This is a genomic window from Phenylobacterium sp. LjRoot219, assembly GCF_964252995.1.
In the GTDB taxonomy this organism is placed as follows: domain Bacteria; phylum Pseudomonadota; class Alphaproteobacteria; order Caulobacterales; family Caulobacteraceae; genus Phenylobacterium.
The window spans coordinates 533,203-555,642 of sequence record NZ_CAXUQI020000001.1 but is presented as its reverse complement, the minus strand read 5'-3'; the positions used below and the strand labels follow the sequence as shown (position 1 = coordinate 555,642).

Below are 22,440 nucleotides of genomic sequence, written 5' to 3'. Positions count from 1 at the left end.
CCTCGAGGAGGAGGAAGCCCAATGCAGACCCTGATACGTGTTGCGGCCGCGCTGGCGATTCTGGCGGCCGCGCCGGTCGCCCACGCCGCGACGGACGCGACGGCGAAGAAGAGCAGCAACTGCTTCGCCAGCAACAACTGGAACGGCTGGACCACGGCGGACAAGGGCGACGCCCTGTATCTGCGCGTCGGCCTGCGCGACTACTACAAGGTCGAGCTGACGCCGGGGACGCATGCGCGCAAGGGCGCCGACCAGTTCCTGATCAACGAAGTGCGCGGCTCCAGCTGGATCTGCTCGCACCTCGACCTCGACCTGGCGATCTCCGACAGCCTGGGCTTCCGGCAGCCGCTGATCGCCACCTCGCTGCGCAAGCTCACGCCGGCCGAGGTCGCGGCGATCCCGAAGAAGGACCTGCCGTAGCGGCAATCCGTCCACGCCCGAAAGCCCTTCGGGCGCTGGCGGACTGAAGCCTCACTGCTACAAGCGCTGGCCTGCCGTATGCCCGGCGGGCCAGAAGCAGCAGTGACGCCCCATGAGTTCCGCCTATCCCAATCCGCCAGGCGGACGCACGGCGCTGGCCGTCGCCCATCCGGGCCATGAGCTGCGGTTGGCGAAATGGGTCGAGCTGACCCGACCGACCGTCTTCATCCTGACCTCCGGATCCCGCAGCGGCGACGACCGCAGCCGCGTGGACGCCGGGTCAGTGTCGAGCGGCTCGCGACGGAGATCGCCCGCGGTGCGGCGACGGCAGTTGGAGTTCCTCGACGAAGCCTTGCCGCGCCGACGCATCGACGGCAGCAGGAGCTCGCCGCCGCGCGCCGCGGCGGCGGCTGAACTCAGCCGACGTTAGGCCTGCGGGATCTGGCGCGCTTTCCACGCCGCGTAGAGGTCGGGGCCGGCCGGGCGGGTCGGCGCGTAGCGGATCTTCATCGCCTGGTCGGCGAACGGCTTGGCCAGTTCGGCGTAGAGCGCCGCCGTCGACAGGCCGTAGGGCGCGCCGTCCTCCTGCGAGTAGGCGTAGGCGACCTCGTCGACCCCGGCGAGGCGCATCGCCGCCAGGCACATCGGGCACGGGTGGCCGCTGGCGTAGACGACGCAGCCGGCGAGGTTCGGCGAACCGAGCGCCTGGCCGGCGGCGCGGATCGCCGACAGCTCGGCGTGCGCGGTCGGGTCGTGGGTCTGATGGATCTGGTTGACGCCGCTGGCGATCACCCGGCCGTCCCTGACGACGACCGCGCCGAACGGCCGGCCGCCGGCGGCGACATTGGCCCGGGCCAGTTCGATGGCCTCGCAGAGAAAGCGCTCGTCGGGGCTCATCACCGGTTCCCCACGGCCAAGTTTCGTGTGCGGTCAAGTCTGACTGCGGCGGCGAATAGGACGGCCGCCGCTATTTCGCCGGTAATGCGTCGGCGCGCCTGACAACCATAACACCCGGCGCGCCGCGGGAGGAAAAGGCGCATGCCGGGGCGGGTTCTCGTCGTCGTGCTGACGATACTGATGCTGCTGGTCGGCGGCGTGTTGCTGGTCGGCGGCGGCGCGCTGAGCCTGGCCGGCGGCAGTCCCTACTACCTGCTGGCGGGCGCCGCGGTCGTGGCGGCCGCGCTCGGGATCGCCATCCGTCGCGCCTGGGCGCTGCCGCTGTTCGGCCTGCTGCTCGCAGCCACGCTCGGCTGGGCGGTCTGGGAGGCGGGGTTGGACGGCTGGGCGCTGGCGCCGCGGCTGATCGCGCCGGCCCTGCTCGGCCTCTGCCTGCTGGCGCCGGCGGTGCGCCGCCGGGCGGGCGATGCGACCCCCTGGTGGATCGCCGCCCCGGTCCTGGCGATCGCGCTGACGTTCGGGATCGCTACGCTGCAGCCGACCACGGCCGCCGGGCCGCAAGCCGCGGCGCCGGTGCGGGCGGCCGCCGCAGCGCCGGACCCGGCGCAGGGCGAATGGCGCCACTGGGGCCGCACCCTGGCCGGCGACCGGTTCGTCCCGTTGGCGCAGATCGACGCCGGCAACGTCGCCAAGCTCGAGCTGGCCTGGGCCTTCCGCTCCGACGTCGCCCCGTTCGGCTTCCACAGTTTCGAGGCGACGCCGCTGGCGGCGGGCGGGCGGCTGTATCTCTGCCTCGACCGCGACGTCGTCGTGGCGCTGGACCAGGAGACCGGCGAGCAGCTCTGGCGCTTCGACCCGAAGACCAAGCTGGACGGCGTCTTCGCCGCCACCTGCCGCGGGGTCTCCTACTACGAAGCGCCCGGCCGGGTGGCCGACTGCCCACGGCGCATCCTGTTCGGCGCGCACGACGGGCGGATGCTGGCGCTCGACGCCGAGACCGGCCGGCCGTGCCGATCGTTCGGGAACGGCGGCGCCGTCTCGCTGCTGGAGAACCTCGGCGAGACGCCGACCGGCATCACCTTCCCGACCTCGCCGCCGACGGTGCTGAACGGCGTCGCGGTGATCGGCGGCTGGGTGACCGATGGCCTTTACGTCGGCGAGCCCTCCGGGGCGGTGCGGGCCTACGACGCGGTGACCGGCCAGCTGCGCTGGGCGTGGGACGCCGCACGCCCCGACCCGAGCGCCCCGCTCGCGCCCGGCGAGACCTACGCGCGGGGATCGCCCAACGCCTGGGGCGTGTTCAGCGGCGACGAGGCGCTGGGCCTGATCTATGTGCCGACCGGCGTCACCACGCCGGACTACTTCGGCGCCCACCGCTCGCCGGCGGCCGAGCGCTACGGCACCTCGGTGGTCGCGCTCGAGGCCGCGACGGGCAAGGTCCGCTGGGCCTTCCAGACGGTGCACCACGACATCTGGGACTACGACGTCGGCGCCCAGCCGGTGCTGACCGACATCCCCCGTCCGGGCGGGCCGGTCCCGGCGCTGATCCAGCCGACCAAGCGCGGCCAGTTCTTCGTCCTCGACCGCAGAGACGGCCGGCCGATCTATCCGGTGGTCGAGAAGCCCGCGCCGCAGGGCGCGGCGGCCGGCGAATGGACCGCGGCGACCCAGCCCTACAGCCCGGGCTTCGCTGACGTCGCTGGCCCAGCCTTGCGCGAGGTCGACATGTGGGGGATCACGCCGCTCGACCAGCTGTGGTGCCGGCTGCAGTTCCGCCAGGCGCGCTACGACGGCGAGTTCACGCCGCCCGGCCTGAAGAAGGCGATCGCCTATCCGGGATCGGCCGGCGGGGTGAACTGGGGCAGCGTGACCATCGATCCGGCGCGCCGGCTGATGATCACCAACAGCCTCTACATGGCCGACATCGCCCGGCTGGTGCCGCAGGCCGAGGCCGCGAAGATCCCGCCGCCGAAGCCGGGCGGCCACGCCGACGCCTTCCTGTTCCCGCAGCAGGGGACGCCCTACGCCTTCCAGCGCGCGGTGTTCCAGTCGCCGCTTCGGGTCCCCTGCCAGGAGCCGCCCTATGGCCGGCTGAGCGCCGTCGACCTCGCCACTGGCCAGCTGGTCTGGAGCCAGCCGTTCGGCGTGGCGAGGCACGCCGGCCCGATGGGGGTGGAATCGCGGCTGCCGTTCCGCATGGGCGTGCCCAACCTGGGCGGCTCGATCGCCACCGGCGGCGGCCTGGTGTTCATCGGCGCCTCGCAGGACCGCAGCTTCCGGGCGATCGATATCGGGACCGGCCGGGAGCTGTGGCGCACGCCGCTGCCCAGCATCGGCGCGGCGACGCCGATGAGTTACCTCTCGCCGAAGAGCGGGCGGCAGTTCGTGGTCATCGCCGCCGGCGGCCATCCCGGCCTGCCGGGACCGGCCGGCGGAACGCTGATGGCCTACGCCCTGCCGGCGAAGTGACGGCGCTCAGGCCGGCGTCGCCGGGCAGTCGTGCGCGAGGGTGTGCGGCGGCGTGGCGCGCTCGCCCAGCACCACGACGAAGCTGCCGGCCAGGATCATCGCCCCGCCGGCCGCGAGCCCGACGGTCAGGTTGTCGCCGAACATCATCACCCCGAGCGCCGCGCCCAGCAGCGGCTCGATGTTGATGAACACCCCGGCCGTCGCGCTGCCCACGCGGGTCGCGCCGTACTGCCAGGCCGCGGTCGCCACCAGGGTCGAGAAGATCCCCTGCCCGACGATGCCGGCCCAGGCCTGCGGGCTCAGCGTCAACGTCGGCAGGCCGTGCAGCGCCAGCGACACCGGCAGGATGGCCAGCGCGGCGATGACGATGGTCACCGCCGGCACCGCCAACGGCGTCGGGTCCGCCGGCACGCGCTTCAGCGCCACCAGCCAGCCGAGGAAGAGGAACAGCGACGCCAGCGACAGGCCGATGCCGAGCGGCGTGCCGGCCCCCTCCGGCTTGCCGGCGATCAGCGCCGCGCCCAGCGTCGCGCCGGCGACGCCGATCCAGACCAGCCGGTTCAGCCGTTCGCCCATCAGCCGGGCGCAGACCGCGACCAGCGCCGGCATGGCGCCGACCAGCAGCGCGCCCAGGGTGACGCTGACCCCCGCCAGCCCCTCGAACTGCAGCACGAAGGCGACGCCATAGAGCACGCCCGCGACGATCACCGGCGGCGAGCGGAACAGGGCGCGGGTCTCGCGGCGGGCGAAGGCGAACGGCGCGGCGGCGAGCGCCGCCACCGTAAAGCGCAGCAGCACCATGTGCGCGGGATCGATCTCGCGCAGCGCCAGCTTGCCCAGCGGCAGGCCGATCCCCCAGCCGGCGCCGGCGAGGACCAGGGCGAAGATGGCCAACCACTGCATGCTTCGCCCTGCACCTGCGCCCCGACGCGACTGCGGGCTGACTAGCCGCCCCGCCGCGCCCTCTCAAGCCCGGGCGGCCGCTTTACGGCGTCGGCGGGCTTCGCGCCGCCTGGCTGGGCAGTCAGGCGGCGGGGGCGCCCTCGCGTATGGCCTGCTTGATCATGGTGCGCAGTTCCGGCGTGTCCGGGTGGTGGTGCACCGCCACGGCGTGCTGCACGGCGGCCTCGAGAAGCTCGGTCTCATTGTCCGCGGAGATCGCGACGGTGCAGCCGCTCTCGCTGGGGACCTCGCGACAGTCGATGTATTTTCGCATGGACGCTCTCCCTCGTTCGGCCGCCGGCCGGCGGCGCGAGGACAGAGGCAGTCTAGCGCGCGCGCCCGCGGCCTCTCACGCCGGCGACAATTCACCCCCGCGCCGCGCCGGGGTCAGGCGCACATCGCGCAATGCCCGGCGTCGCCTTGCAGACGGCGCCAGTCCGGGCCGCCGACATGCACCAGGGTGCGGTGGTCGCCGCCCTCGAAATAGATGTCGTCGGCGCTCATCAGCTCATCGTCGAGGATGGTCTGCAGGCCGAAGGCGGCGCCGATCGGCGGCATGGCGCCGAGCTCGCAGTCGGAGAACAGCGGCGCGGCGTCGGCCTCCTCGGCCAGCATCACGTCCTGGCCGAGCCAGCGCGCTAAGTCGTCCAGCTGGATGCGCCGCGACGACGGGGCCACCGCCAGCATGTAGCGGTCGCCGACGCGCACGAGCACGCTCTTGGCCACGCGCCGGCCGGGAATGTGCGCCGCCTCGGCGACCTTCGCCGCCTGCATCGCGTGCGCATGCGGGACCTCGTGGAAGGTCACGCCGCAGCCGTCCATATAGTTTCGTAGCGTTTGTGAAATCGCCATCACGTCCTCCCGCAACAGGTCGGAGCGAATGCTGCGGATCGGCGCCGCGAGACGCCAATCCTGGTCAGCGCCCTAGAGCGGCATCATAGCCGAGAGGCGCCCGCGGCCAAAGCGTGGCCGGCGCGCGCAACCTCCGCCCTCAGAAGGATGTGAATACGGAGCCGAGGACGATCACCACCACCAGCGCGATCAGCGCGCCGACGATCGCGGTCATGACGATGTCGAAGTAGGCGTCCTTGTGCGTCGCGCCGCAGACCGCGAGCAGGCTCACCACCGCGCCGTTGTGCGGCAGGCTGTCGAGGGTGCCGGCGCCGATGACGGCGACGCGGTGCATCGTCCCGGGATCGATCCCGGCCTGGGCGGCGAGCTGCAGGTAGCTGGGCGCGAGCGCATCGAGAGCGATGGTCAGCCCGCCCGAGGCCGAGCCGGTCAGCGCCGCCAGCAGGTTGGTGGCGATGGCCAGCGAGACCAGCGGCCCGCCCTGAATGCCGAGCACCCAGTTTTTCACGACCTCGAACGCCGGCAGACCGGCGACCACCGCGCCGAAGCCGACCAGGCTGGCGACGCTGAGGATCGGCAGGGCCGCCGCGTTGACGCCCGCGGAGATGGTCTCGCGCAGGGTCGGCAGCCGCGCGGCGTTGAGCGCGAGCGTGAGGGCGATCGCGGCGGACAGGGCGACGATGACCGACCACACCCCGCCGACCGCCGCCAGCGATGTCGCCCCCCAGCGCGGCTCCGCCAGGAAGTCTGCGTCCATGCGCGGCAGGACCAGCAGCGACATGACCAGATTGACTGTCACCACCGTGACCAGCGGCAAGGCGGCGATCAGTATCGGCGGCGGCGGCGGCGCGGCATGGACGCCCCGGGGCAGCTCGCGCGGGTCGAACTCGCGCGCGAGGGTGGCGCGCTCGCGGATGATGTCGTCCTCGACCGCGCGCTGCGGCGTAGCCGATCCGGTGTAGGCATAACCTTCGCCGCGCCGCCGCGCCCGCGTCTCCGCCCGGCCCAGCCACCACAGGCCGAAGGCGAGCATGATCGCCGAGGCGATCAGGCCGAGCACCGGGGCGGCGAAGGCCGTGGTGCCGAAGAACGGCATGGGAATGGTGTTCTGGATCGCCGGCGTGCCCGGCATCGCCGACATGGTGAAGGTCGCCGTGCCGAGGGAGATCGCCGCCGGCATCAGCCGGTGCGGAATGTCGGCCGCCTTGAACAGGGCGTGGCCCATCGGCGCGAGGACGAAGAAGGCGACGAACAGGCTGACGCCGCCATAGGTGACGAAGGCCCCGGCCAGCACGATGGCGAGGATGGCGCGCTGCGCCCCGAGCTTTGCGGTCATGTAGTTGGCGATCGCCTCGACCGCACCGCTGGCCTCCATCAGCTTGCCGAACAGCGCGCCGAGCAGAAAGATCGGGAAGAACTGGCCGATGAAATCCGCCGCGATGCGCATGAACGTCTGGGTCCAGTTGGCGAGCAGCGGCTGGCCGGCGGTCAGGGCGGCGATCAGCGCGCAGATCGGCGCCAGCAGCAGGATGCTCCAGCCGCGGTAGGCCAGGTAGATCAGCAGGCCGAGCGCCAGGAGGATGCCGAGCAGGCTCACGGCTCAGCCCTGTTCCAGCAGCGTGTGGAGCAAGGTCGAGATGTCGTAGCTGGAGCGCACGCCGAGGTCGTCGGCATGTTTCTCGAGGAAGGCCGCGGTGCGCTCGTGGCCTTCCTGGCGGAGCATCGACAGGAACGCCCACTCGGCGTTGAGCTTCGAGGAGGCGCCGAGCTCGACCATCATCGGCGTGGTCACGCGATGGATGCGGGCGCTCGCCCAGTCATCGGCCCAGCCGATGTCGCCCAGGTTCTCGCCCGCGGCGATCAGGCGCTGGAACATGGCGATCCCGCGCAGTTCCTTCTTCAGGCTGGAGTTGAACGAGATCTCGTTCAGCCGGTCGAGGATCTCCCGCGCCGTCCGCGGCACCCCCGGCCGTTCGATCGGATTGATCTGCACCAGCAGGATGTCGCGGGCCCGGCATTCGTGCACCAGCGGCGTCATCAGCGGATTGCCGGAGAAGCCGCCGTCCCAATAGGGATCGCCCTCGATCTCGATCGCCTGATGCATCAGCGGCAGGCAGCTGGAGGCCAGGATGACGTCGGCGCTCAGCTCGGCGTTGCGGAACACCCGCGGCAAACCGGTGCGCACATTGGTGGCGTTGATGAACAGCTTGATCGGCGAGTCTTTCAGCCGCTCGAAGTCGATACTCGCCTCAAGGATGTCGCGCAGCGGATTGAGGTTCCCCGGATTGACCTCATAGGGCGAGAACAGCCGGCTGAAGATGTCGAAGAACCAGTAGCCCGGCGAGCCGTCGAGCGACCAGTTGCCCGTCGCCACGTTCCACGGCGTCCGCTGGATCGGGCTGAAGCGAGCGGCGTCGCTGATGCTGCGCCAGAACGTCTCCAGGACGGTTTTGACCCCGGCGGGGCCGCCCAGCAGGTGGCCGTAGGCGGCCAGGACGGCGTTCATCGCCCCGGCCGAGGTGCCGGTGATGCTTTCGACCTGCAGCCCCGGCTCGTCGAAGACGCGTTCGATGACGCCCCAGGTGAAGGCCCCGTGGGAGCCGCCGCCCTGCAGGGCCAGGTTGATGGGCAGTGGACCGTCCCGCGCTCCGGCCGTCTTCGGCTCAGACGTCGGCTCAGAGGCCGGCCCAGGCGTCGACTCGGCCATGGAACTTCTCCCGTCCGCAGGCCCCGCCGACCGCGGACCCTAGGCGGCCGGGGCGGGCGGCGCCCCCTCAAAAGGGATCCCGGCTGACAAAACCGCGCGCCCGCCGCCGCCCAGGGCGGAAAATTCGCGCTCACGCACAATTCGCTTGCGTTCCGTCGCGAGGAGGCAGAAATGAAACGTACCGGGTGCCATTAAGGCCCCGCCAGAATTAGGAGCGTGGCATGGGAGCCGCCGTCGAGCGCCTGACCCGGCTTGTGTCGGATGAAACCCGATTTGACATCCCCTATTCGGAGCTGCGGCAGACGCAGCTCGAGGCGCTGAACGAGCGCTTCCAGGAGCGCAAGGACAACATCAAGCTGCTCGCCCACCGCGCCAAGGAAGCCGGCGCGAGCGAGATCCGCTCGGTCGACGACGCGGTCCCGCTGCTGTTCCCGCACACCGCCTACAAGAGCTATCCGGAAGGCTGGCTGATGGAGGAGAAGTGGGACCGGCTGACCAAGTGGCTGGGCACCGTCTCCTCGCATCCGATCAAGCCGATCGACCTCGACGGCATCGCCGACATCGACGACTGGATCGCCCGGCTGCAGGCCGCCGGCCACTTCATCTCCTGCTCGAGCGGCACCACCGGCAAGTCGGCGATGCTGATCGCCTCGCAGGCGGACATGGACTGGTCGAAGATCGACACGGTCAACGTGTTCGCCTGGGGCTCGGGCGTGAAGCCGGCCCAGGACCGGCTGATCGTCGGCTGCGCGCCGGTCGCCAGCGTGCCGAAGAACATCACCATCGGCGAAGCCCAGAAGGCCGCTTTCGCCAATCCGGAATGGGGCCGCATCGACTATCCGGTGCCGCCGATCACCGTCGGGTCGCTGACCAAGATGGTGGTGCTGCGCAAGAAAATCGCCGACGGCACGGCCCGCCCGGGCGAGCTCGCCGACTTCGAGGCCACCACCAAGGAGCGCGCCGCGGCGGTCGAAGCCGCGGTCGGCATCACCGCCCAGCGGCTGGTGGAGAACCGCGACAAGAAGCTGATGATCTCCGGCCTGTGGAACGGCCTCTACCAGGTCGCCAAAGCGGTCCGCGAGCTCGGCTACAGCGCCAAGGACTTCAACCCGGACAACTGCATCTACGTCGGCGGCGGGCTAAAGCGCGCCCAGCTGCCGGCCGACTACCAGGAGTTCGTCCACGAGACCTTCAACATCCCCGCCGGCCGGCAATTCCAGAACTATTCGATGCAGGAGCTGAACTCCGGCATGCCGAAGTGCCAGGACGGCGGCCGCTATCACGTTCCGCCGTGGATCGTGCCGATGATCCTCAACAAGGACGGCGACGCGCTGCAGGAGGGCTTCGGCGAGGGCGAGATCGAGGGCCGCGCCGCCTTCTTCGACCTGTCGCTCGACGGCCGCTGGGGCGGCGTCATCACCGGCGACAAGATCTCGCTGTCGTTCGACGCCTGCGGCTGCGGCCGCAAGGGCCCGTCGATCCGCGACAACATCGTCCGCTACGCCGACCTCGAAGGCGACGACAAGATCGGCTGCGCGGGCACCGTCGATGCTTACGTGCGAGGTGTGGCGTGAACGCGATCAGCAAGACCGACGCGATCCGCGTCAACCACGTCATCCGCGGCCAACTGGTCGAGGGCCAGGAGGTCACCCACCGCTCGCGCGACCTCGGCGTCGACTTCACGACGCCGGCGATCGACCTCGACGCCCTGGTCACCCCGCGCTCGGAGATGCCGCCGCTCTATGAGCTGAAGCTCTCGGAGATCATCGACTTCCTGGTCGAGGTCGGCGAGCGCCTGGACGTGGCCAAGAACCCCTACCTGCAGGAGGCGATGGAGTTCATCATCGCCACCAATCCCCTGCCGCGGCGGATCATCGAGAACTCGTTCCACCGCGCCCGGCCGATGCTCAGCCGCGACGTGCTGCTGGCGCAGATGCAGTCCAACTTCCCAGACCTGCGCTACTTCGACGAATGGGTGGAGCGCACCGACGCCCACGGCCAGACCGCGGCGCTGCGGGCCTTCCCGCCGCGGATGATCCACATGCTGGCCGGCAACTCGCCGTCGTCCTGCGTCTCGTCGATCGCCCAGGGCGCGATGCTGAAGGCGATCAACGTCTTCAAGATGCCGTCGAGCGACCCGTTCTCCTGCGTGGCGGTGCTGCGCACCATGGCCGACATCGATCCCGAGCATCCGGTCGTGAAGTCGATGTCGGCGGTCTACTGGCGCGGCGGCGACGAGCGGATCGAAAAGACGCTGTACCGGCCGCAGTACTTCAATCGGATCATCGCCTGGGGCGGCGGCTCGGCGATCGACAACGTCATCAAGTACCTGAGCCCGGGCCTGCAGCTGGTGTCGTTCGACCCGAAGACCTCGATCTCGATGATCGGGCCGGAGGGCTTCCAGTCGGAGGAGGTGATCGCGCAGATCGCCGAGGCCGCGGCGACCGACGTCAGCGTCTACAACCAGGAAGCCTGCCTCGCGAGCCGGTTCATCTTCGTCGAGGGCGAGCGCGCCGGGGTCGAGACGTTCTGCGCGCAGCTGCAGGCGCGGCTGAACGCCGACCGCGACCTGGCCTCGTCGGACGCCCCGGCCCCGCCGGCGGAGCTGCACGAGGAGGTCACCGCGCTGGAGCTGATGGACGAGGCCCAGGTGTGGGGCAAGCCGGACGGCCGCGGCCTGGTGCTACTGACCGACGAGCCGGTGCAGTTCCACCCGTCGAACAAGACTGCCAACGTCGTGCACCTGAAGTCGCTGGACCAGGCGATCCGCTACGTGAACGTCGCCACCCAGACCGTCGGGGTCTATCCGGAGGCCACCAAGGTGAAGCTGCGCGACCGGCTGGCCAACTCCGGCGCCCAGCGGGTCGTCCGCCTCGGCTCGGCGTCCAAGCATGTGATGGGCTCGCCGCACGACGCGATGTTCCCGCTGCAGCGGATGGTCCACTGGATGTCGCAGGAAGACGCCTGACCGCCCTCGCGGCCCAGGCCTGAACAGAGCCGCGCCGGCGCTTCCTGGAAGCGCCGGCGTCGTGCTGACTGGACGTCTTCTCAGTCGTTCGCCGGCGCCGCGGGCATTTCCGACGCCGGCGGCCGCCCGCGGCCGACGCCGAGCGCTGCGGCCAGGCGGTCGATCTCCTGGGCCAGATCCTGCGGCCGGTGCTCCGACGTGATCTCGATGTAGCGCACGCCCGCGCGGCGCAGCGCCTCCGTCTTGACCGCGTCGCGGACCGGCGCGGCGCCCTGATAGTGGCCAGTCCCCTGGTGCTCGATCGCCGCGATCGGCTGGCTGGCCGCGTTGATCAGCAACAGGTCGACCCGCTTGCTGTTGATCGCGGCATACGCCCGGGCGTTCGGCGAGGCGAGGATCTCGCCCAGGCAGACCTGCGCCATCACCCGCCAGGGCAGCCCCCGTTCGGCGATCGCCACCTCCGCCGTGCGCAGGATCCGCGCCTCCGCGCTGGAGAGCAGCGGTTTCGTCCGGAAGGTCGCCGTCATCACGTACCGCAGTTGGTCCGCCGCTTCCGGCGTCAGAGGCGGCGCGGGCGCAGGACTGGGCGGCACGATCCGCAGTTGCGGCCTGCCCGTCGGCCGCGGCCGACGGGCCTTGCGCGGCGCGCGCAGGCGTGACCGCCAGCGCCGGCCATAGATGCCCAGCAGGAAGGCCCCCGCCACCACGGCGAAGAGGAAGAATTGGAACGCGTTGTCCATCGCCCAGCCCAGGCCTTGCGCCCTCCCATGCGCCGCGCGGACGTCGTTCGGCCGCGCAGCCGAAGGTTGAGGTTCCGCCGACGGACAGCGGCTGTCCCACTCTTTCGATCAGCCGCCACAGTGAAGCCTGGCGCAGGCTAAGGCGCAGCTCGGGTTCTCAAATGCCGGGATACGCCCGGCGGAAGCCGGACATGGTGACGCGCTGAGCGGGTCGCGCGGCGCGCCGTAAGCGCGCGTGCGGCCCCAACCGGAGACCTCCGATGCACTGGCCCTGGTTCCAGACCTTCCTCAGCTCCACCCCGCTGCCGTGGGTCGCGCTGGGCCTGTTCGCCGCCATGTGCGCCGCCGCTGCCCTCGGCATCCTGCTGAAAGTCCAGCGCAATCGCCGACGCGACGCCAGCGAGGCCGACGGCCAGGAAGGCTACATCGTCTCGGCGGTGCTGGGCCTGCTGGCGCTGCTGATGGGCTTCACCTTCTCGCTGGCGGTCGACCGGTTCGACGCGCGCCGCGCCCTGGTGCTGCAGGAGGCCAACGCCATCGGCACGACCTATCTGCGGGCCCAGCTGCTGATCGAGCCGCACCGCAGCCGGATGACCGACCTGCTGGTCCGCTACACCGACAACCGGATCCTGCTGGCCAAGGCCCCCCCGTCGAAAGTCGGCCCGTACCTGGTGGTGAACGACGCGCTGATCGTCGACATGTGGGCGGCCGCCAGCGCCGCCTTCGACTCGATCAAGGCCCGCGACTTCTCCAGCGTCTACCTGGAGAGCGTCAACGAGGTGATCGACCTCGACACCTCGCGCAAGGCCGCCCGGCTGGCGCGCGTTCCGGCCGAGGTGTTTGCGGTGCTGTGCATCTATCTGATCACCACCGCGGGCGTGCTGGGCTACGTGCTGCGGGGCCTGCGCGGGCGCTTCGCCGCGGTCTTCCTGATGGCCCTGCTGACGCTCTCGCTGGTGCTGATCGTCGACATCAACCGCCCGGCGCTCGGCCTGATCGTCGAGGGCCAGGGCCCGATGGAGATGGTGCAGAGCTTCATGCGCGCCCAACCGCCGGCGACGTTCGACCATTGGCGACCGCCAGGCCCGGTGATCCCGTAGGCGGCGGCGACATGCAGGTGGGGGTTTTCAGGAAGAAATGGCGCGCCCGGAACGATTCGAACGTCCGACCCTCAGATTCGTAGTCTGATGCTCTATCCAGCTGAGCTACGGGCGCGCATCGCCTTGCGGCGAGGGCGGCTATCTAGCGTCGTCGCTCGCCCTGTTCAACCCCTAACACGACAGTTGGGTGAAAGCCTTCGCCATCAGAGGCCGCGGCGGGTCCGTTCGGCGGCGACTGCGGCGGCCAGGCCGGGCATCCGCGCCAGCGCCGCCCGGTTCAGCGCCTCTCGGCGAGACCACAGGTCGCGGTACCAATCGCGCCGTTCGGCGACCTGGCGGGCGAACATCCGCTCGGCCCGCACATAGTCCCAGGCCCGGCGGCCCATCGCCCGGGTCGCGACCGGATCGGCCAGCGCCTGGCGCAGCAGCGGCGCCCAATCCTCCAGCCGCGGCGCCAGCAGGCCGTTCTCGCCGTGCCGGATCACCCGGTCGTAGATCAGCGGCGAGGCGATGGTGACCACGCCGGCGCGGGCGGCGTCGAGGAACTTGGCGTCGCTCTTGGTCTCGCGGCCCGGGGCCGGCTCGATCGGCGACAGCGAGACGGCGCAGCCGGCCATGCGCGCCAGGTAGCCCTCATACGGCAGGTAGTCCTCGTAGACCTTATTGGCGGTCGGCAGGGCGTCGAACACGGCGCGGTCGCCGAGCACGACGAACTCGAGGTCGGGGAATTCGGCGGTCACCGGCGCCAGCGAGCGGGCCACCTCGACGCCGAAGCCGCCGCGGGTGACTGCGCCGTAGAACACCCGGCGCGGCGCCGGCTTGGTCGGAAACGGCGCCAGCTCGAACACCGCGTTCTCGAAGATGCGCACCTCGCCGACGTGCGGCCGGAACACCTCGGCGAGCGGCGCGGTCGTGGTCTGCAAGGCGTGGGTGTAGCCGAAGCGGTCCATGTCGCCGGGCCCGAACGGCCGCTTCAACGCCTCGGCGACCAGGACCGGGTGGTCGTCGTACTCGGTGACCAACACCCAGCCGCAGACGATGGCGAAGGCCATCAGCGCCCGCCCCTGCTCCAGGCTCGTCGGACCGGGCCGCTGCAGCACCAGCACCTTCGGCCGGTCCAGCGGCAGCGGCCGCGGCGTATGCGGCGCGGTGGCGTACGCGACCTCCAGCTCCGGGTCCGAGCGCAGGCCCCGCGCCGGCAGCCGCGAGCGGATGTCCATCAGGAAGTTGGCGAAGGCGACGGTCTCGAGCCGCAGCGCCGGCGGCCGGGCGGAGGCAGCCTTGCAGGCGCGCAGCACCCCGGTCCCGCCGGCGTCGACCGGCTCGCGCAGCGCCAGCCCGGCGGCGGCCAGGGCGGCGCGGATCGGCGGTGGTGCGGCCTGGGCCGAGGTCCAGCGCGCCAGCAGATGGCCGCCGGGCCGCAGCGCCGCGGCCAGGCTGGTCAGCACCGCCGCCGCCGGGGCCGCGCCGAGGACCACGGCGTCATACGGTTCGGCGGGCCGTGGCGCGGCCGCCGGGTCCATCCCCAGCACCTCGATCTCGGCGTTCGGGTTCCACGACAGATAGGCGCCGGCGAAGGCGCGTCCGCCGGGTCCCCAGTGCGCCACCCGCCGCGCCTCGAGCGGCGCGGCTTCGACCAGCGCCTCGTCCAGGCCGGCGACCGCGTAGGCCGGCGCGGCCGAGGCGCGGCGGCAGGCCTCGAAGACCACTTCCTTGAGCAGCTTGGCGGCGTCGGCCTGCACGTTGTGGCCGACGCCGGGCGCCAGGTGCAGGCGCGCCGGCGGCAGGGCGGCGAGCCGCGCACGCTCGGCCGGTGCGACCAGGCTCGGAAAGGCGGTGACCGCGCGCGGTTCGCCCAGCAGCTCGCCGCCGAGGATCACGTCGACCGGAACCGCGAGGCCGTCGAGCGCCTGACGATGATCGCGCGGCGCCGTCCGCTCGCGGCTGACGCCGAACAGCCGCCAGAACAGGTTGCGGCTCTGCGGGTCGTCGGGCCGGCTGCGCAGATGGCCGCGCAACGGCTCGGCCAGCGGCCAGAGCGCCTCGGTCGCCAGGATCGGCTCGATCGCCACGATGCGACGCACGGCGGCGGCGCGGACGCCGAGCGCCACGGTCGCGCCGATCGAGGCGCCCAGCACGACCACCGCGCGATCGGCGTACAGCCGGTCGATCACCTCGCCCACGGCGCGGGCGAGGTCGGCCAGCGCGCCGTCGGCGAGCAGCGACGGCGGCAGGTCGCCGAGCCGCAGGAGGACCGCGTCGGCCACCTGCGCGACGACCTCGGGCAGGTTGGCCAGGTCCTCGGGGTCGCCGAACAGGCCGGGCAGCGCCAGCACCATCGGCCGCCGCGAGGCGGCGACCTCCGGACGACTCCAGACCGGAACCACGCCCAGGCTGGTCGTCACCTCTCGCCGCGCCAACGTCTTCAGCGTCACAGATCGGCCCTCCGCGCAGCGGTCCTAGCGGTAACCGCCGCGCATCGGAAGCGCCCGGCTCAGAAGCCCGGCGTCGGCACGCCCAGCGCCCCGCCCAGCGCGCCGCCGAGACCGCGCATGATCGCCTTGCGGCCCTTGTCCTGCTTCGGCTGCTGCCCGGCTTCCGGCGGCGCGCCGTCGTCCGCCGCCGTGGCCATGTTCGGCGCGGCCATGCCGAGCATGCCCCCCGTGGCCGAGCGGTAGCGCACCTTCACCTGCCATTCCTTGTTCCAGGCGACCTTCGGGTCGCTGGGCCGCGGCGGATGGATGAAGTTCGCCTCCGGCCCGTAGGCGACCAGCTGCACCAGCGCGTGCGGCGCGGCGTCGACCACCTCCTTCGGCACCGCGCAGGTGGTGGTCTGCGGGCTGAGCAGCGCCTTGGAGGCGACCAGCTTGGCGGCCTCGGCCGGCGGCAGGTAGTCCGGCGCGGCGAAGGCCGAGGCCTGCACCTCGGCAGAGGTCCACAGCACGACGGTCTCCTCCGCCCCGCCGATGACGGTGGCGAAATAGCCGGTGGCGTTGGGCACGGCGTTCCAGCCCAGCTGCACCGCGCCGCCGCCGGTGGGCGCGTTGGTGACCAGGTTGAGCGGGCTCAGGAAGTCCTGGTCCTGCGCCAGGCTGAAGCGGATCGGCGGGCTGTAGCTGCCCTGCACCGTGTGCTCGCCGACCAGCGAGCCATTGCCCGGCACGGCGGCGCGGGTCTCTGGATTGGGCCATTCGCCATAGGTGGCGTTGCGGCCCGGCGACGGCGGCTGCATCGGCGCGCCGCCGAGGCCGCGGGTCGCCGCCTGGAAGCCGGCCGGCATCTGCCCGGCGGCGACCTTGGCGAAGTCGATCACCACCGGCTGGTTCGGCCGGGCGCGCTCGCCGCAGCCCCAGAAGATCAGCATCCGCCCGCGCGGCTTCTGGTACTCGCGCGGCAGGCTTGGGGTGTCGTCGACCGGCTGGGCCGGCTGGTTGACCGGGGTGACCAGCGGCAGCTTCGCGCCGGCGCGCAGGCCGGCCGGCGGCAGGTGGTCGGCCTCGGCCGCGCCCTGCGGCTTCTGCGACGAGCCGAGCTGGAGAATGAGCGCGTGCTGCGGGCCCTGCCCGCCGCCCATCATCATCCGCATCATCGCCCCGCGATCGGGCTGGCCGCCGCCGGCCCCCATCATGCCGAAGCCGGACTGGGTCTGGGCGCTCATCCAGTAGGTGGCGACGGGGCCGGTCACCTTCTGCGCCGACTGGGCGGCGGCGGACCCCGCCACGGCCGCAACGGCGGCGATTGCAATCGGACGTGACCAAGCCATGCGAGCCTCCCAGCAATATCGCAGGCGGCCAGCGTAACAGCGGTCTTCAAGCTAGACTATTACATCGGTCCAGCAGCGCGCGTCGGATCCCGGCCAGGGCGTCGCCGCATAGACCCCGCGCGCCACCGCCCGGGCCAGGCAGTCCGCGGCCAGCGCGCCCAGCCGGGCCAGGGTGTAGGGGGCGGGCTCCGCCAGCGGCTTGCGGGCGGTGGAGAGGGCGAACACCACGTCGCCGTCGAACGGGGCGTGCACCGGCCGGATGGCGCGGGACAAGCCGTTCTGCGCCATCACCGCCAGCCGCCGGGCCTGGGCCGGGGTCAGCGCCGCGTCGGTCGCGACGACGGCGATGGTGGTGTTGCGCAGGTCGGCGGCGGCCTTGGCCAGCCCCCAGTCGTCCGGCGCCGCGGCCAGCCCCGCCGAGCCCAGGCCGCCGAACTCGCCGTCGATCTCGAACGGCGCGGCCCAGAAGCTGCGGCCGCCCGGGGCCACCACCGAGCCCCAGGAATTGACCGCGACGATCGCCCCCACGGTGTAGCCGTCGGCGGTGACCACCGAGGCCGAGCCGGTTCCGCCCTTCAGCGCGCCGGCCATCGGCCCGTAGCCGGCGCCCGCGGTGCCCAACTGGAACGCCGCGTCCGCGGCGGCGACCGCGGCGCGGCCGAGCTCGCGATAGGGCGGCGCCTCGCCCCAGCGCTTGTCGCCGCCGTTGGCCAGATCGAACAGGATGGCCGACGGCACCACCGGCGAGGGCGGAACCGCCGGATCGGCCGAGACCACGAAGCCGCGGCCGCGCGCGCCCAGCCAGGCCGCGACCCCGTCGGCCGCCGCCAGCCCGTAGACCGAGCCGCCGGACAGCACGACGGCGTCCACCGCCTCGACCAGGTTCTCCGCCGCCAGGGCGTCGGTCTCGCGGGTGCCCGGACCGCCGCCGCGCACGTCGGCGGCGCAGACCGCGCGCTCGTCGGGCAGCACCACGGTGACGCCGCTGCGGACGGCCGGGTCCTCGGCCTGGCCGACCTTCAGGCCTGGCACGTCGGTGATCAGATTGCGGGGCCCTGGGCGGGCGCGTGCGGCATCGGCGGGCATGACCCTAGGGGTGGCGCCGCGCGCGGTTGTTGTCCACCGGCGCGCGGCTATGGTGCGGCCAAGCTCGGAGCCCTCGCCTTGTCCCTGACCTCCCGCCTGCTGGCCGTGGCGCTGGCCGCCACGGCCGTCGCCTGCAGCACCACGCCGGCGCCGCGGCCCGCCGTTCCGGCCGCGCCATCGCCGGCTGCTGACGTCGCGCCGCGGGCGATGGTCGCCGCGGCCAATCCGATGGCGGTCGACGCCGGCCTGGCGGTGCTGCGCCGCGGCGGCTCGGCGATCGACGCGGCGGTGGCGGTGCAGGCGGTGCTCGGGCTGGTCGAGCCGCAGAGCTCCGGGATCGGCGGCGGCGCCTTCATGGTCCACTACGACGCCCGCACCCGCGCGGTGACCGCCTACGACGGGCGCGAGACCGCGCCGGCGGGCGCGACCCCGGACATGTTCCTCGGGCCCGACGGCAAGCCCCTGTCCTTCGCCCGCGCGGTGCTGAGCGGCCGCTCGACCGGCGCGCCCGGCGCCGTCGCCATGCTGGCGCTGGCCCAGGCCCAGCACGGCAAGCTTGCCTGGTCGGAGCTGTTCGGCGACGCCGAGCGGCTGGCCGAACAGGGCTTCGTGGTCCCCCGCCGGTTCGCCGCGGCGGCCAATTCCGCCGCCCCGCAAGCCGCCGCGCCGGACGCCGCGCGCTACTTCACCAAGCCGGACGGGACCCGCATCCAGGCCGGCGACGTGCTGACCAACCCGGCCTACGCCGCGAGCCTGCGGACCATCGCCGCGCTGGGCCCCAAGGGCCTGCTGGAGGGCCCGCTCGCCGAGGCCATCGTCGCCAGGGTCCATGAGGGCGAACTGCCCGGCGCGCTGACCGTGGCGGACCTCAAGCGCTACCAGCCCAAGGTAGGGCCGGCGCTCTGCCGGCCCTACCGGATCTACCTGGTATGCCTGCCCCCGGCCCCCTCGGGCGGACCGGCGGTGCTGCAGACGCTGGGCCTGCTCGAACGCACCGACATCGCCGCGCGCGGGCCGGCCGACCCGCAGGCCTGGTATCTGTTCTCCCAGGCCAGCCGCCTGGCCTACGCCGACCGCGACCGCTACATCGGCGATCCGGCCTTCGTCGAGGTGCCGGTCGAAGGCATGCTCAGCGCCGGCTACCTCGACGCCCGTGCGGCGCTGATCGGGCCGATCGCCGGTCCGGCGCCCGCGCCGGGGACCCCGCCCGGCGCCGCCGCCCGCGCGCCCGACCGCACTCGCGAGCCCGCCGGCACCAGCCATTTCGTGATCGTCGATGCCGCCGGGAACGTGGTCTCGATGACCACCACGGTGGAGAGCATGTTCGGCTCCGGCCGGATGGTCGGCGGCTTCTTCCTCAACAATCAGATGACCGACTTCTCGTTCGCGCCGACCACCGCCGACGGTCTGCCGGCGGCCAATGCGGTCGCGCCCGGCAAGCGGCCGCGCTCGGCGATGAGCCCGGCGATCGTGCTCGACCGCGACGGCCGCTTCGTCGCCGCGGTCGGCTCGCCGGGCGGCCCGGGGATCATCGCCTACAATCTGAAGGCCCTGGTCGGCGTGCTGGCCTGGCGGCTGCCGATGCAGGCCGCGATCGACCTGCCGAACCTGATCGCCCGGGGCCAGGTCTACGACGCCGAGATCGGCAAGTTCGCGCCGGGCGTCGTCGCCGGCCTCGCCGCGCGCGGGGTGCAGCTGACGACCGGATCGGGGGCCGAGGGCTCCGGCCTGCACGGCGTCGAAGTGGTCCCGGGCGGCCTGCGCGGCGGCGCCGATCCCCGCCGCGAAGGCGTGGCGCGGGGGTTCTAGCGCAAGCTCAGATCCTCCCCCTCAGGAGGAGCATCTAGCCCGCCGCTACGCCGAACTGCGCGCCCGCGGGGCCTTGAGCGGCGCGCGCGGCGGGGCGCCGGGGAGGCGGAGCTCGAACACCGAGCCGGAGGGGCTGGTCTCGGCCAGCGCCAGGTCGCCGCCATGCGCTTGCGCCAACTCGCGGGCGATCGCCAGGCCGAGGCCGGCGCCTTCCGGCCGGCCGGAACCGGCGAAGGCCTGGAACAGCCGCTCGCGCGCACGGTCCGGCACGCCGGGGCCGTTGTCGGCGACGCGCACCTGGCTGACTCCGTCGGCCTGGGCCAGCGAGACGCGGATCACCCCGGGGGCGGTGCGGCCGTCCTGATGCTCGATCGCCTCGCGCGCGTTACGCATCAGGTTCACCAGAATGCGGTGCAGCTGGTCAGGGTCGGCGCTGACCTGATCGCCGTCGGCCACGTCGTTGACCAGCCGGACGGCCTCGTCGGACAGCCGCGCCTCCTCGGCCGCCACGTCCACCGCCGGGCGCAGCGGCAGCACGCGGGACTCCGGCGCCGGCTCCTGGGTCTTGCCGTAGGCCAGCACGTCGGAGGCCAGCCGCACCGCCCGGTCGAGCGCCCGCTCGAGCCGCGGCAAAGCCTGGCTGACCTTCGGGTCCTTGAGCGCCGCCAACCGCTCCGAGGCGATCTGCGCGCTGGTCAGCATGTTGCGCAGGTCGTGGTTGATCTTGGCCACCGCCTCGCCCAGCGCCGCCAGTCGGGCCCGGGAATGCAGCGCCGCGCGCAGATCGGCCTGCATGCGCGACAGCTCGACCTCGGCGCGGCCGATCTCGTCGCGGCGGCCGGACAGCTCGATGCGCGCCTCCGGATCCTCCGGCTCGGTGCGGAACCGCTCCATCGCCCGGGTGATGCGCTGCATCGGCCGCACCAGGAACAGGTTCAGCGCCAGGTAGACCAGGACGCCGGTGATGGTGGAGACGAAGGCGGTGATCAGGATCTGACGGCGCAGATAGTTGGCCAGCGCCCGCTTCAGCTCGGCGTCGGAGGCGACGAACTCGACGAAGTCGGCCTTGCGGATCCGCGGCTCGGCCACCACCCGCACCCGCCGGCCGTCCGGCCCGAACAGGGTGCGGAACGGCGCCAGCCAGCCCAGGCCCGGTCCACGGTCGCGCAGATCGACCAGATAGGGCGCTTCCGTCGCGCCCGGCCGCGGCTGGGCGAACACCAGCGAGCGCGCGCCGTCGACCGAGACCGCGACGATGTCGACGCCGGCGCCGTTGAGGAACTGGGCCTTCAGCTGCTCGCTGACCACGCGGTCCGGCGCGACCTCGGGCGCCAGGGAGGCGAGCTCGGCGGCGCGCACCCGGTCCAGCAGCCACTGTTGTTCATAGGAGGCCAGCGACGGCGGCAGCGTCAGCGCGCCGCCCAGGGCGACGAACAGCACCGTAAGCACCAGCAAACGGGCGGAGAGTCCGCCGGGCCAGAAGTAGCGGCGGGGGGACGGCTTCGGCAGCTTCTCCGTCGTGGGCGCATCCGCCATACCCTAGTCCGTAAATCACCCGGGCCGGTTCGGCAACGCAGCGTGCGTGTCTAGCTGCGAACGCCGACCGCTTCCTGCACGCTGGCGAAGCCGTCGCGGCGCAGACATTCGGCCAGTTCGCGCTTGATCCGCGTGACCAGGCCGGGGCCTTCGTAGACCAGGGCGGAGTAGAGCTGCACCGCCGCGGCGCCGGCGCGGATCTTGGCGTAGGCGTCCGCGCCGCTGGCCACGCCGCCGGCGCCGATCAGCACCAGCCGCCCGGCGGCGGCCTGGGCGAACTCGCCGAGCTTCTGCGTCGACAGCGTCTTCAGCGGCGCGCCGGACAGTCCGCCGGCCTCCTCGCGGAAGCCTGACTTCAGCGCCGGGCGGCTGATGGTGGTGTTGGAGACGATGATCCCGGCGAGGCCGTTGGCCATGACCGTCTCGACGATCGCCTCGACCTCGCCCTCTTCCAGGTCCGGGGCGACCTTGAGGAACATCGCGACCCGGCCCTGCGCCGGCAGCGCGTCGCGCGTCTCGGCGAGCCGGCCAAGCAGTTCCTGCAGCGCCGCCTTGGTCTGCAGGGCGCGCAGGCCCGGCGTGTTCGGCGAGGAGATGTTGATGGTGAAGTAGGAGGCCAGGCCCCACAGCCGCTTCAGGCCCTCGACATAGTCGCCGACCCGGTCATCGGAGTCCTTGTTGGCCCCGATGTTGGCCCCGACCACGCCCGGACCGCGGACCGCCAGGCGGGCCGCGAAGGCCTCGAGCCCCTCGTTGTTGAAGCCCATGCGGTTGATCACCGCCTGGTCCTCGGTCAGCCGGAACAGCCGCGGCCGCGGATTGCCGGCCTGCGGCTTGGGCGTGACGGTGCCGCATTCGACGAAGCCGAAGCCGGCCTTCAGCATCGGGGCGAACACCTGGGCGTTCTTGTCGAACCCGGGCGCCAGGCCGATCGGGTTGGGCAACGAAAGCCCCGCGACCTCGGTCGCCAGGATCGGCGCGTCGCGGCCGCCCCGCGGGCCAAGCCCCGCCTGCAGCGCGCGGATCGCCAGGCCATGGGCGTCTTCCGGATCGAAGGCGTGCAGCGCCCGGGTGGCCAGGCCGTGAAGCGCAGTCATGCTGAAATCCTCAGAAACTAATGCGGAGGGCCGAAGCGCCCCCTCCGTCTCGCG

At 72.4% G+C, this 22,440-nt stretch carries 19 protein-coding genes and 1 tRNA gene; 7 read left to right on the top strand and 13 right to left on the bottom strand.

Translation table 11 applies throughout. The annotated features are described in order from the left end of the window. Nucleotides 1-21: 21 nt before the first annotated feature. Entirely contained in the window at nucleotides 22-420 is a 399-nt protein-coding gene (locus ACSQ14_RS02785; protein ID WP_436009495.1) for a DUF6491 family protein, read from the top strand. 112 nt (nucleotides 421-532) lie between these two features. Beyond that, entirely contained in the window at nucleotides 533-850 is a 318-nt protein-coding gene (locus ACSQ14_RS02780) for a hypothetical protein (protein WP_436009493.1), read from the top strand. Here ACSQ14_RS02780 and ACSQ14_RS02775 read toward each other — a convergent pair. Continuing rightward, a complete protein-coding gene (locus tag ACSQ14_RS02775; protein ID WP_436009492.1) occupies nucleotides 847-1,317 on the bottom strand; it encodes a nucleoside deaminase in 471 nt (156 codons plus the stop codon). The genes ACSQ14_RS02780 and ACSQ14_RS02775 overlap by 4 nt on opposite strands. A gap of 141 nt (nucleotides 1,318-1,458) precedes the next feature. Here ACSQ14_RS02775 and ACSQ14_RS02770 point away from each other — a divergent pair, with 141 nt between their 5' ends. Beyond that, nucleotides 1,459-3,786 carry a membrane-bound PQQ-dependent dehydrogenase, glucose/quinate/shikimate family gene (locus ACSQ14_RS02770; protein ID WP_436009490.1) on the top strand — a complete coding sequence of 776 codons (2,328 nt, stop codon included), beginning with the start codon at nucleotides 1,459-1,461 and terminating at the stop codon, nucleotides 3,784-3,786. A 6-nt stretch (nucleotides 3,787-3,792) separates the two neighbouring features. Here the strand turns inward: ACSQ14_RS02770 and ACSQ14_RS02765 are convergent, their stop codons facing one another. The 5 genes from ACSQ14_RS02765 to ACSQ14_RS02745 all read right to left on the bottom strand — a co-directional run bounded on the left by ACSQ14_RS02765 (nucleotide 3,793) and on the right by ACSQ14_RS02745 (nucleotide 8,287). Next, the gene (locus ACSQ14_RS02765) at nucleotides 3,793-4,689 is read right to left on the bottom strand and encodes a DMT family transporter (protein ID WP_436009488.1); all 897 of its coding nucleotides are present in this window, start codon (nucleotides 4,687-4,689) and stop codon (nucleotides 3,793-3,795) included. 121 nt (nucleotides 4,690-4,810) lie between these two features. Beyond that, nucleotides 4,811-5,002 carry a DUF1059 domain-containing protein gene (locus tag ACSQ14_RS02760; protein WP_436009486.1) on the bottom strand — a complete coding sequence of 64 codons (192 nt, stop codon included), beginning with the start codon at nucleotides 5,000-5,002 and terminating at the stop codon, nucleotides 4,811-4,813. A 113-nt stretch (nucleotides 5,003-5,115) separates the two neighbouring features. After that, nucleotides 5,116-5,580, bottom strand: a complete 465-nt coding sequence (locus ACSQ14_RS02755; protein ID WP_436009484.1) for an aminoacyl-tRNA deacylase — start codon at nucleotides 5,578-5,580, stop codon at nucleotides 5,116-5,118. A 139-nt stretch (nucleotides 5,581-5,719) separates the two neighbouring features. Continuing rightward, entirely contained in the window at nucleotides 5,720-7,177 is a 1,458-nt protein-coding gene (locus tag ACSQ14_RS02750) for a GntP family permease (RefSeq protein WP_436009483.1), read from the bottom strand. A gap of 3 nt (nucleotides 7,178-7,180) precedes the next feature. Beyond that, nucleotides 7,181-8,287: a patatin-like phospholipase family protein gene (locus ACSQ14_RS02745; RefSeq protein ID WP_436009481.1), complete on the bottom strand. Its 1,107-nt coding sequence runs from the start codon at nucleotides 8,285-8,287 to the stop codon at nucleotides 7,181-7,183. A 221-nt stretch (nucleotides 8,288-8,508) separates the two neighbouring features. Here ACSQ14_RS02745 and ACSQ14_RS02740 point away from each other — a divergent pair, with 221 nt between their 5' ends. After that, nucleotides 8,509-9,861, top strand: coding sequence for a hypothetical protein (locus tag ACSQ14_RS02740; RefSeq protein ID WP_436009479.1), 1,353 nt, complete (start codon nucleotides 8,509-8,511; stop codon nucleotides 9,859-9,861). Further along, on the top strand, nucleotides 9,858-11,255 hold the full coding sequence (locus tag ACSQ14_RS02735) for an acyl-CoA reductase (protein WP_436009477.1): 1,398 nt from the start codon (nucleotides 9,858-9,860) through the stop codon (nucleotides 11,253-11,255). The genes ACSQ14_RS02740 and ACSQ14_RS02735 overlap by 4 nt, the downstream gene beginning before the upstream one ends. An 80-nt stretch (nucleotides 11,256-11,335) precedes the next feature. On the opposite strand, the gene ACSQ14_RS02730 is transcribed toward ACSQ14_RS02735, so the two are convergent. Further along, on the bottom strand, nucleotides 11,336-11,995 hold the full coding sequence (locus ACSQ14_RS02730) for a DUF2726 domain-containing protein (protein ID WP_436009475.1): 660 nt from the start codon (nucleotides 11,993-11,995) through the stop codon (nucleotides 11,336-11,338). Nucleotides 11,996-12,255: 260 nt separating this feature from the next. Between ACSQ14_RS02730 and ACSQ14_RS02725 the strand changes: the two genes are divergently transcribed. After that, complete coding sequence (locus ACSQ14_RS02725) at nucleotides 12,256-13,095, top strand: hypothetical protein (RefSeq protein ID WP_436009473.1); 840 nt, start codon at nucleotides 12,256-12,258, stop codon at nucleotides 13,093-13,095. 38 nt (nucleotides 13,096-13,133) lie between these two features. Here ACSQ14_RS02725 and ACSQ14_RS02720 read toward each other — a convergent pair. The 4 genes from ACSQ14_RS02720 to ACSQ14_RS02705 form a co-directional block, all read right to left on the bottom strand. Continuing rightward, nucleotides 13,134-13,210 (bottom strand) — tRNA-Arg (locus ACSQ14_RS02720). Between the two features lie 88 nt (nucleotides 13,211-13,298). Next, nucleotides 13,299-15,530, bottom strand: coding sequence for a hypothetical protein (locus ACSQ14_RS02715; RefSeq protein WP_436009471.1), 2,232 nt, complete (start codon nucleotides 15,528-15,530; stop codon nucleotides 13,299-13,301). Between the two features lie 59 nt (nucleotides 15,531-15,589). Then, a complete protein-coding gene (locus ACSQ14_RS02710; protein WP_436009469.1) occupies nucleotides 15,590-16,858 on the bottom strand; it encodes a hypothetical protein in 1,269 nt (422 codons plus the stop codon). A 51-nt stretch (nucleotides 16,859-16,909) separates the two neighbouring features. Further along, nucleotides 16,910-17,890 carry a P1 family peptidase gene (locus tag ACSQ14_RS02705; RefSeq protein WP_436009467.1) on the bottom strand — a complete coding sequence of 327 codons (981 nt, stop codon included), beginning with the start codon at nucleotides 17,888-17,890 and terminating at the stop codon, nucleotides 16,910-16,912. A gap of 132 nt (nucleotides 17,891-18,022) precedes the next feature. On the opposite strand from ACSQ14_RS02705, the gene ACSQ14_RS02700 reads away from it, so the two are divergent. After that, nucleotides 18,023-19,753: a gamma-glutamyltransferase family protein gene (locus ACSQ14_RS02700; RefSeq protein ID WP_436009465.1), complete on the top strand. Its 1,731-nt coding sequence runs from the start codon at nucleotides 18,023-18,025 to the stop codon at nucleotides 19,751-19,753. Nucleotides 19,754-19,798: 45 nt separating this feature from the next. On the opposite strand, the gene ACSQ14_RS02695 is transcribed toward ACSQ14_RS02700, so the two are convergent. Then, nucleotides 19,799-21,289 (bottom strand): sensor histidine kinase, encoded by a 1,491-nt coding sequence (locus tag ACSQ14_RS02695; RefSeq protein WP_436009463.1) that lies wholly within the window; start codon nucleotides 21,287-21,289, stop codon nucleotides 19,799-19,801. 50 nt (nucleotides 21,290-21,339) lie between these two features. Continuing rightward, complete coding sequence (locus ACSQ14_RS02690) at nucleotides 21,340-22,386, bottom strand: quinone-dependent dihydroorotate dehydrogenase (RefSeq protein ID WP_436009461.1); 1,047 nt, start codon at nucleotides 22,384-22,386, stop codon at nucleotides 21,340-21,342. Nucleotides 22,387-22,440: the final 54 nt, after the last annotated feature.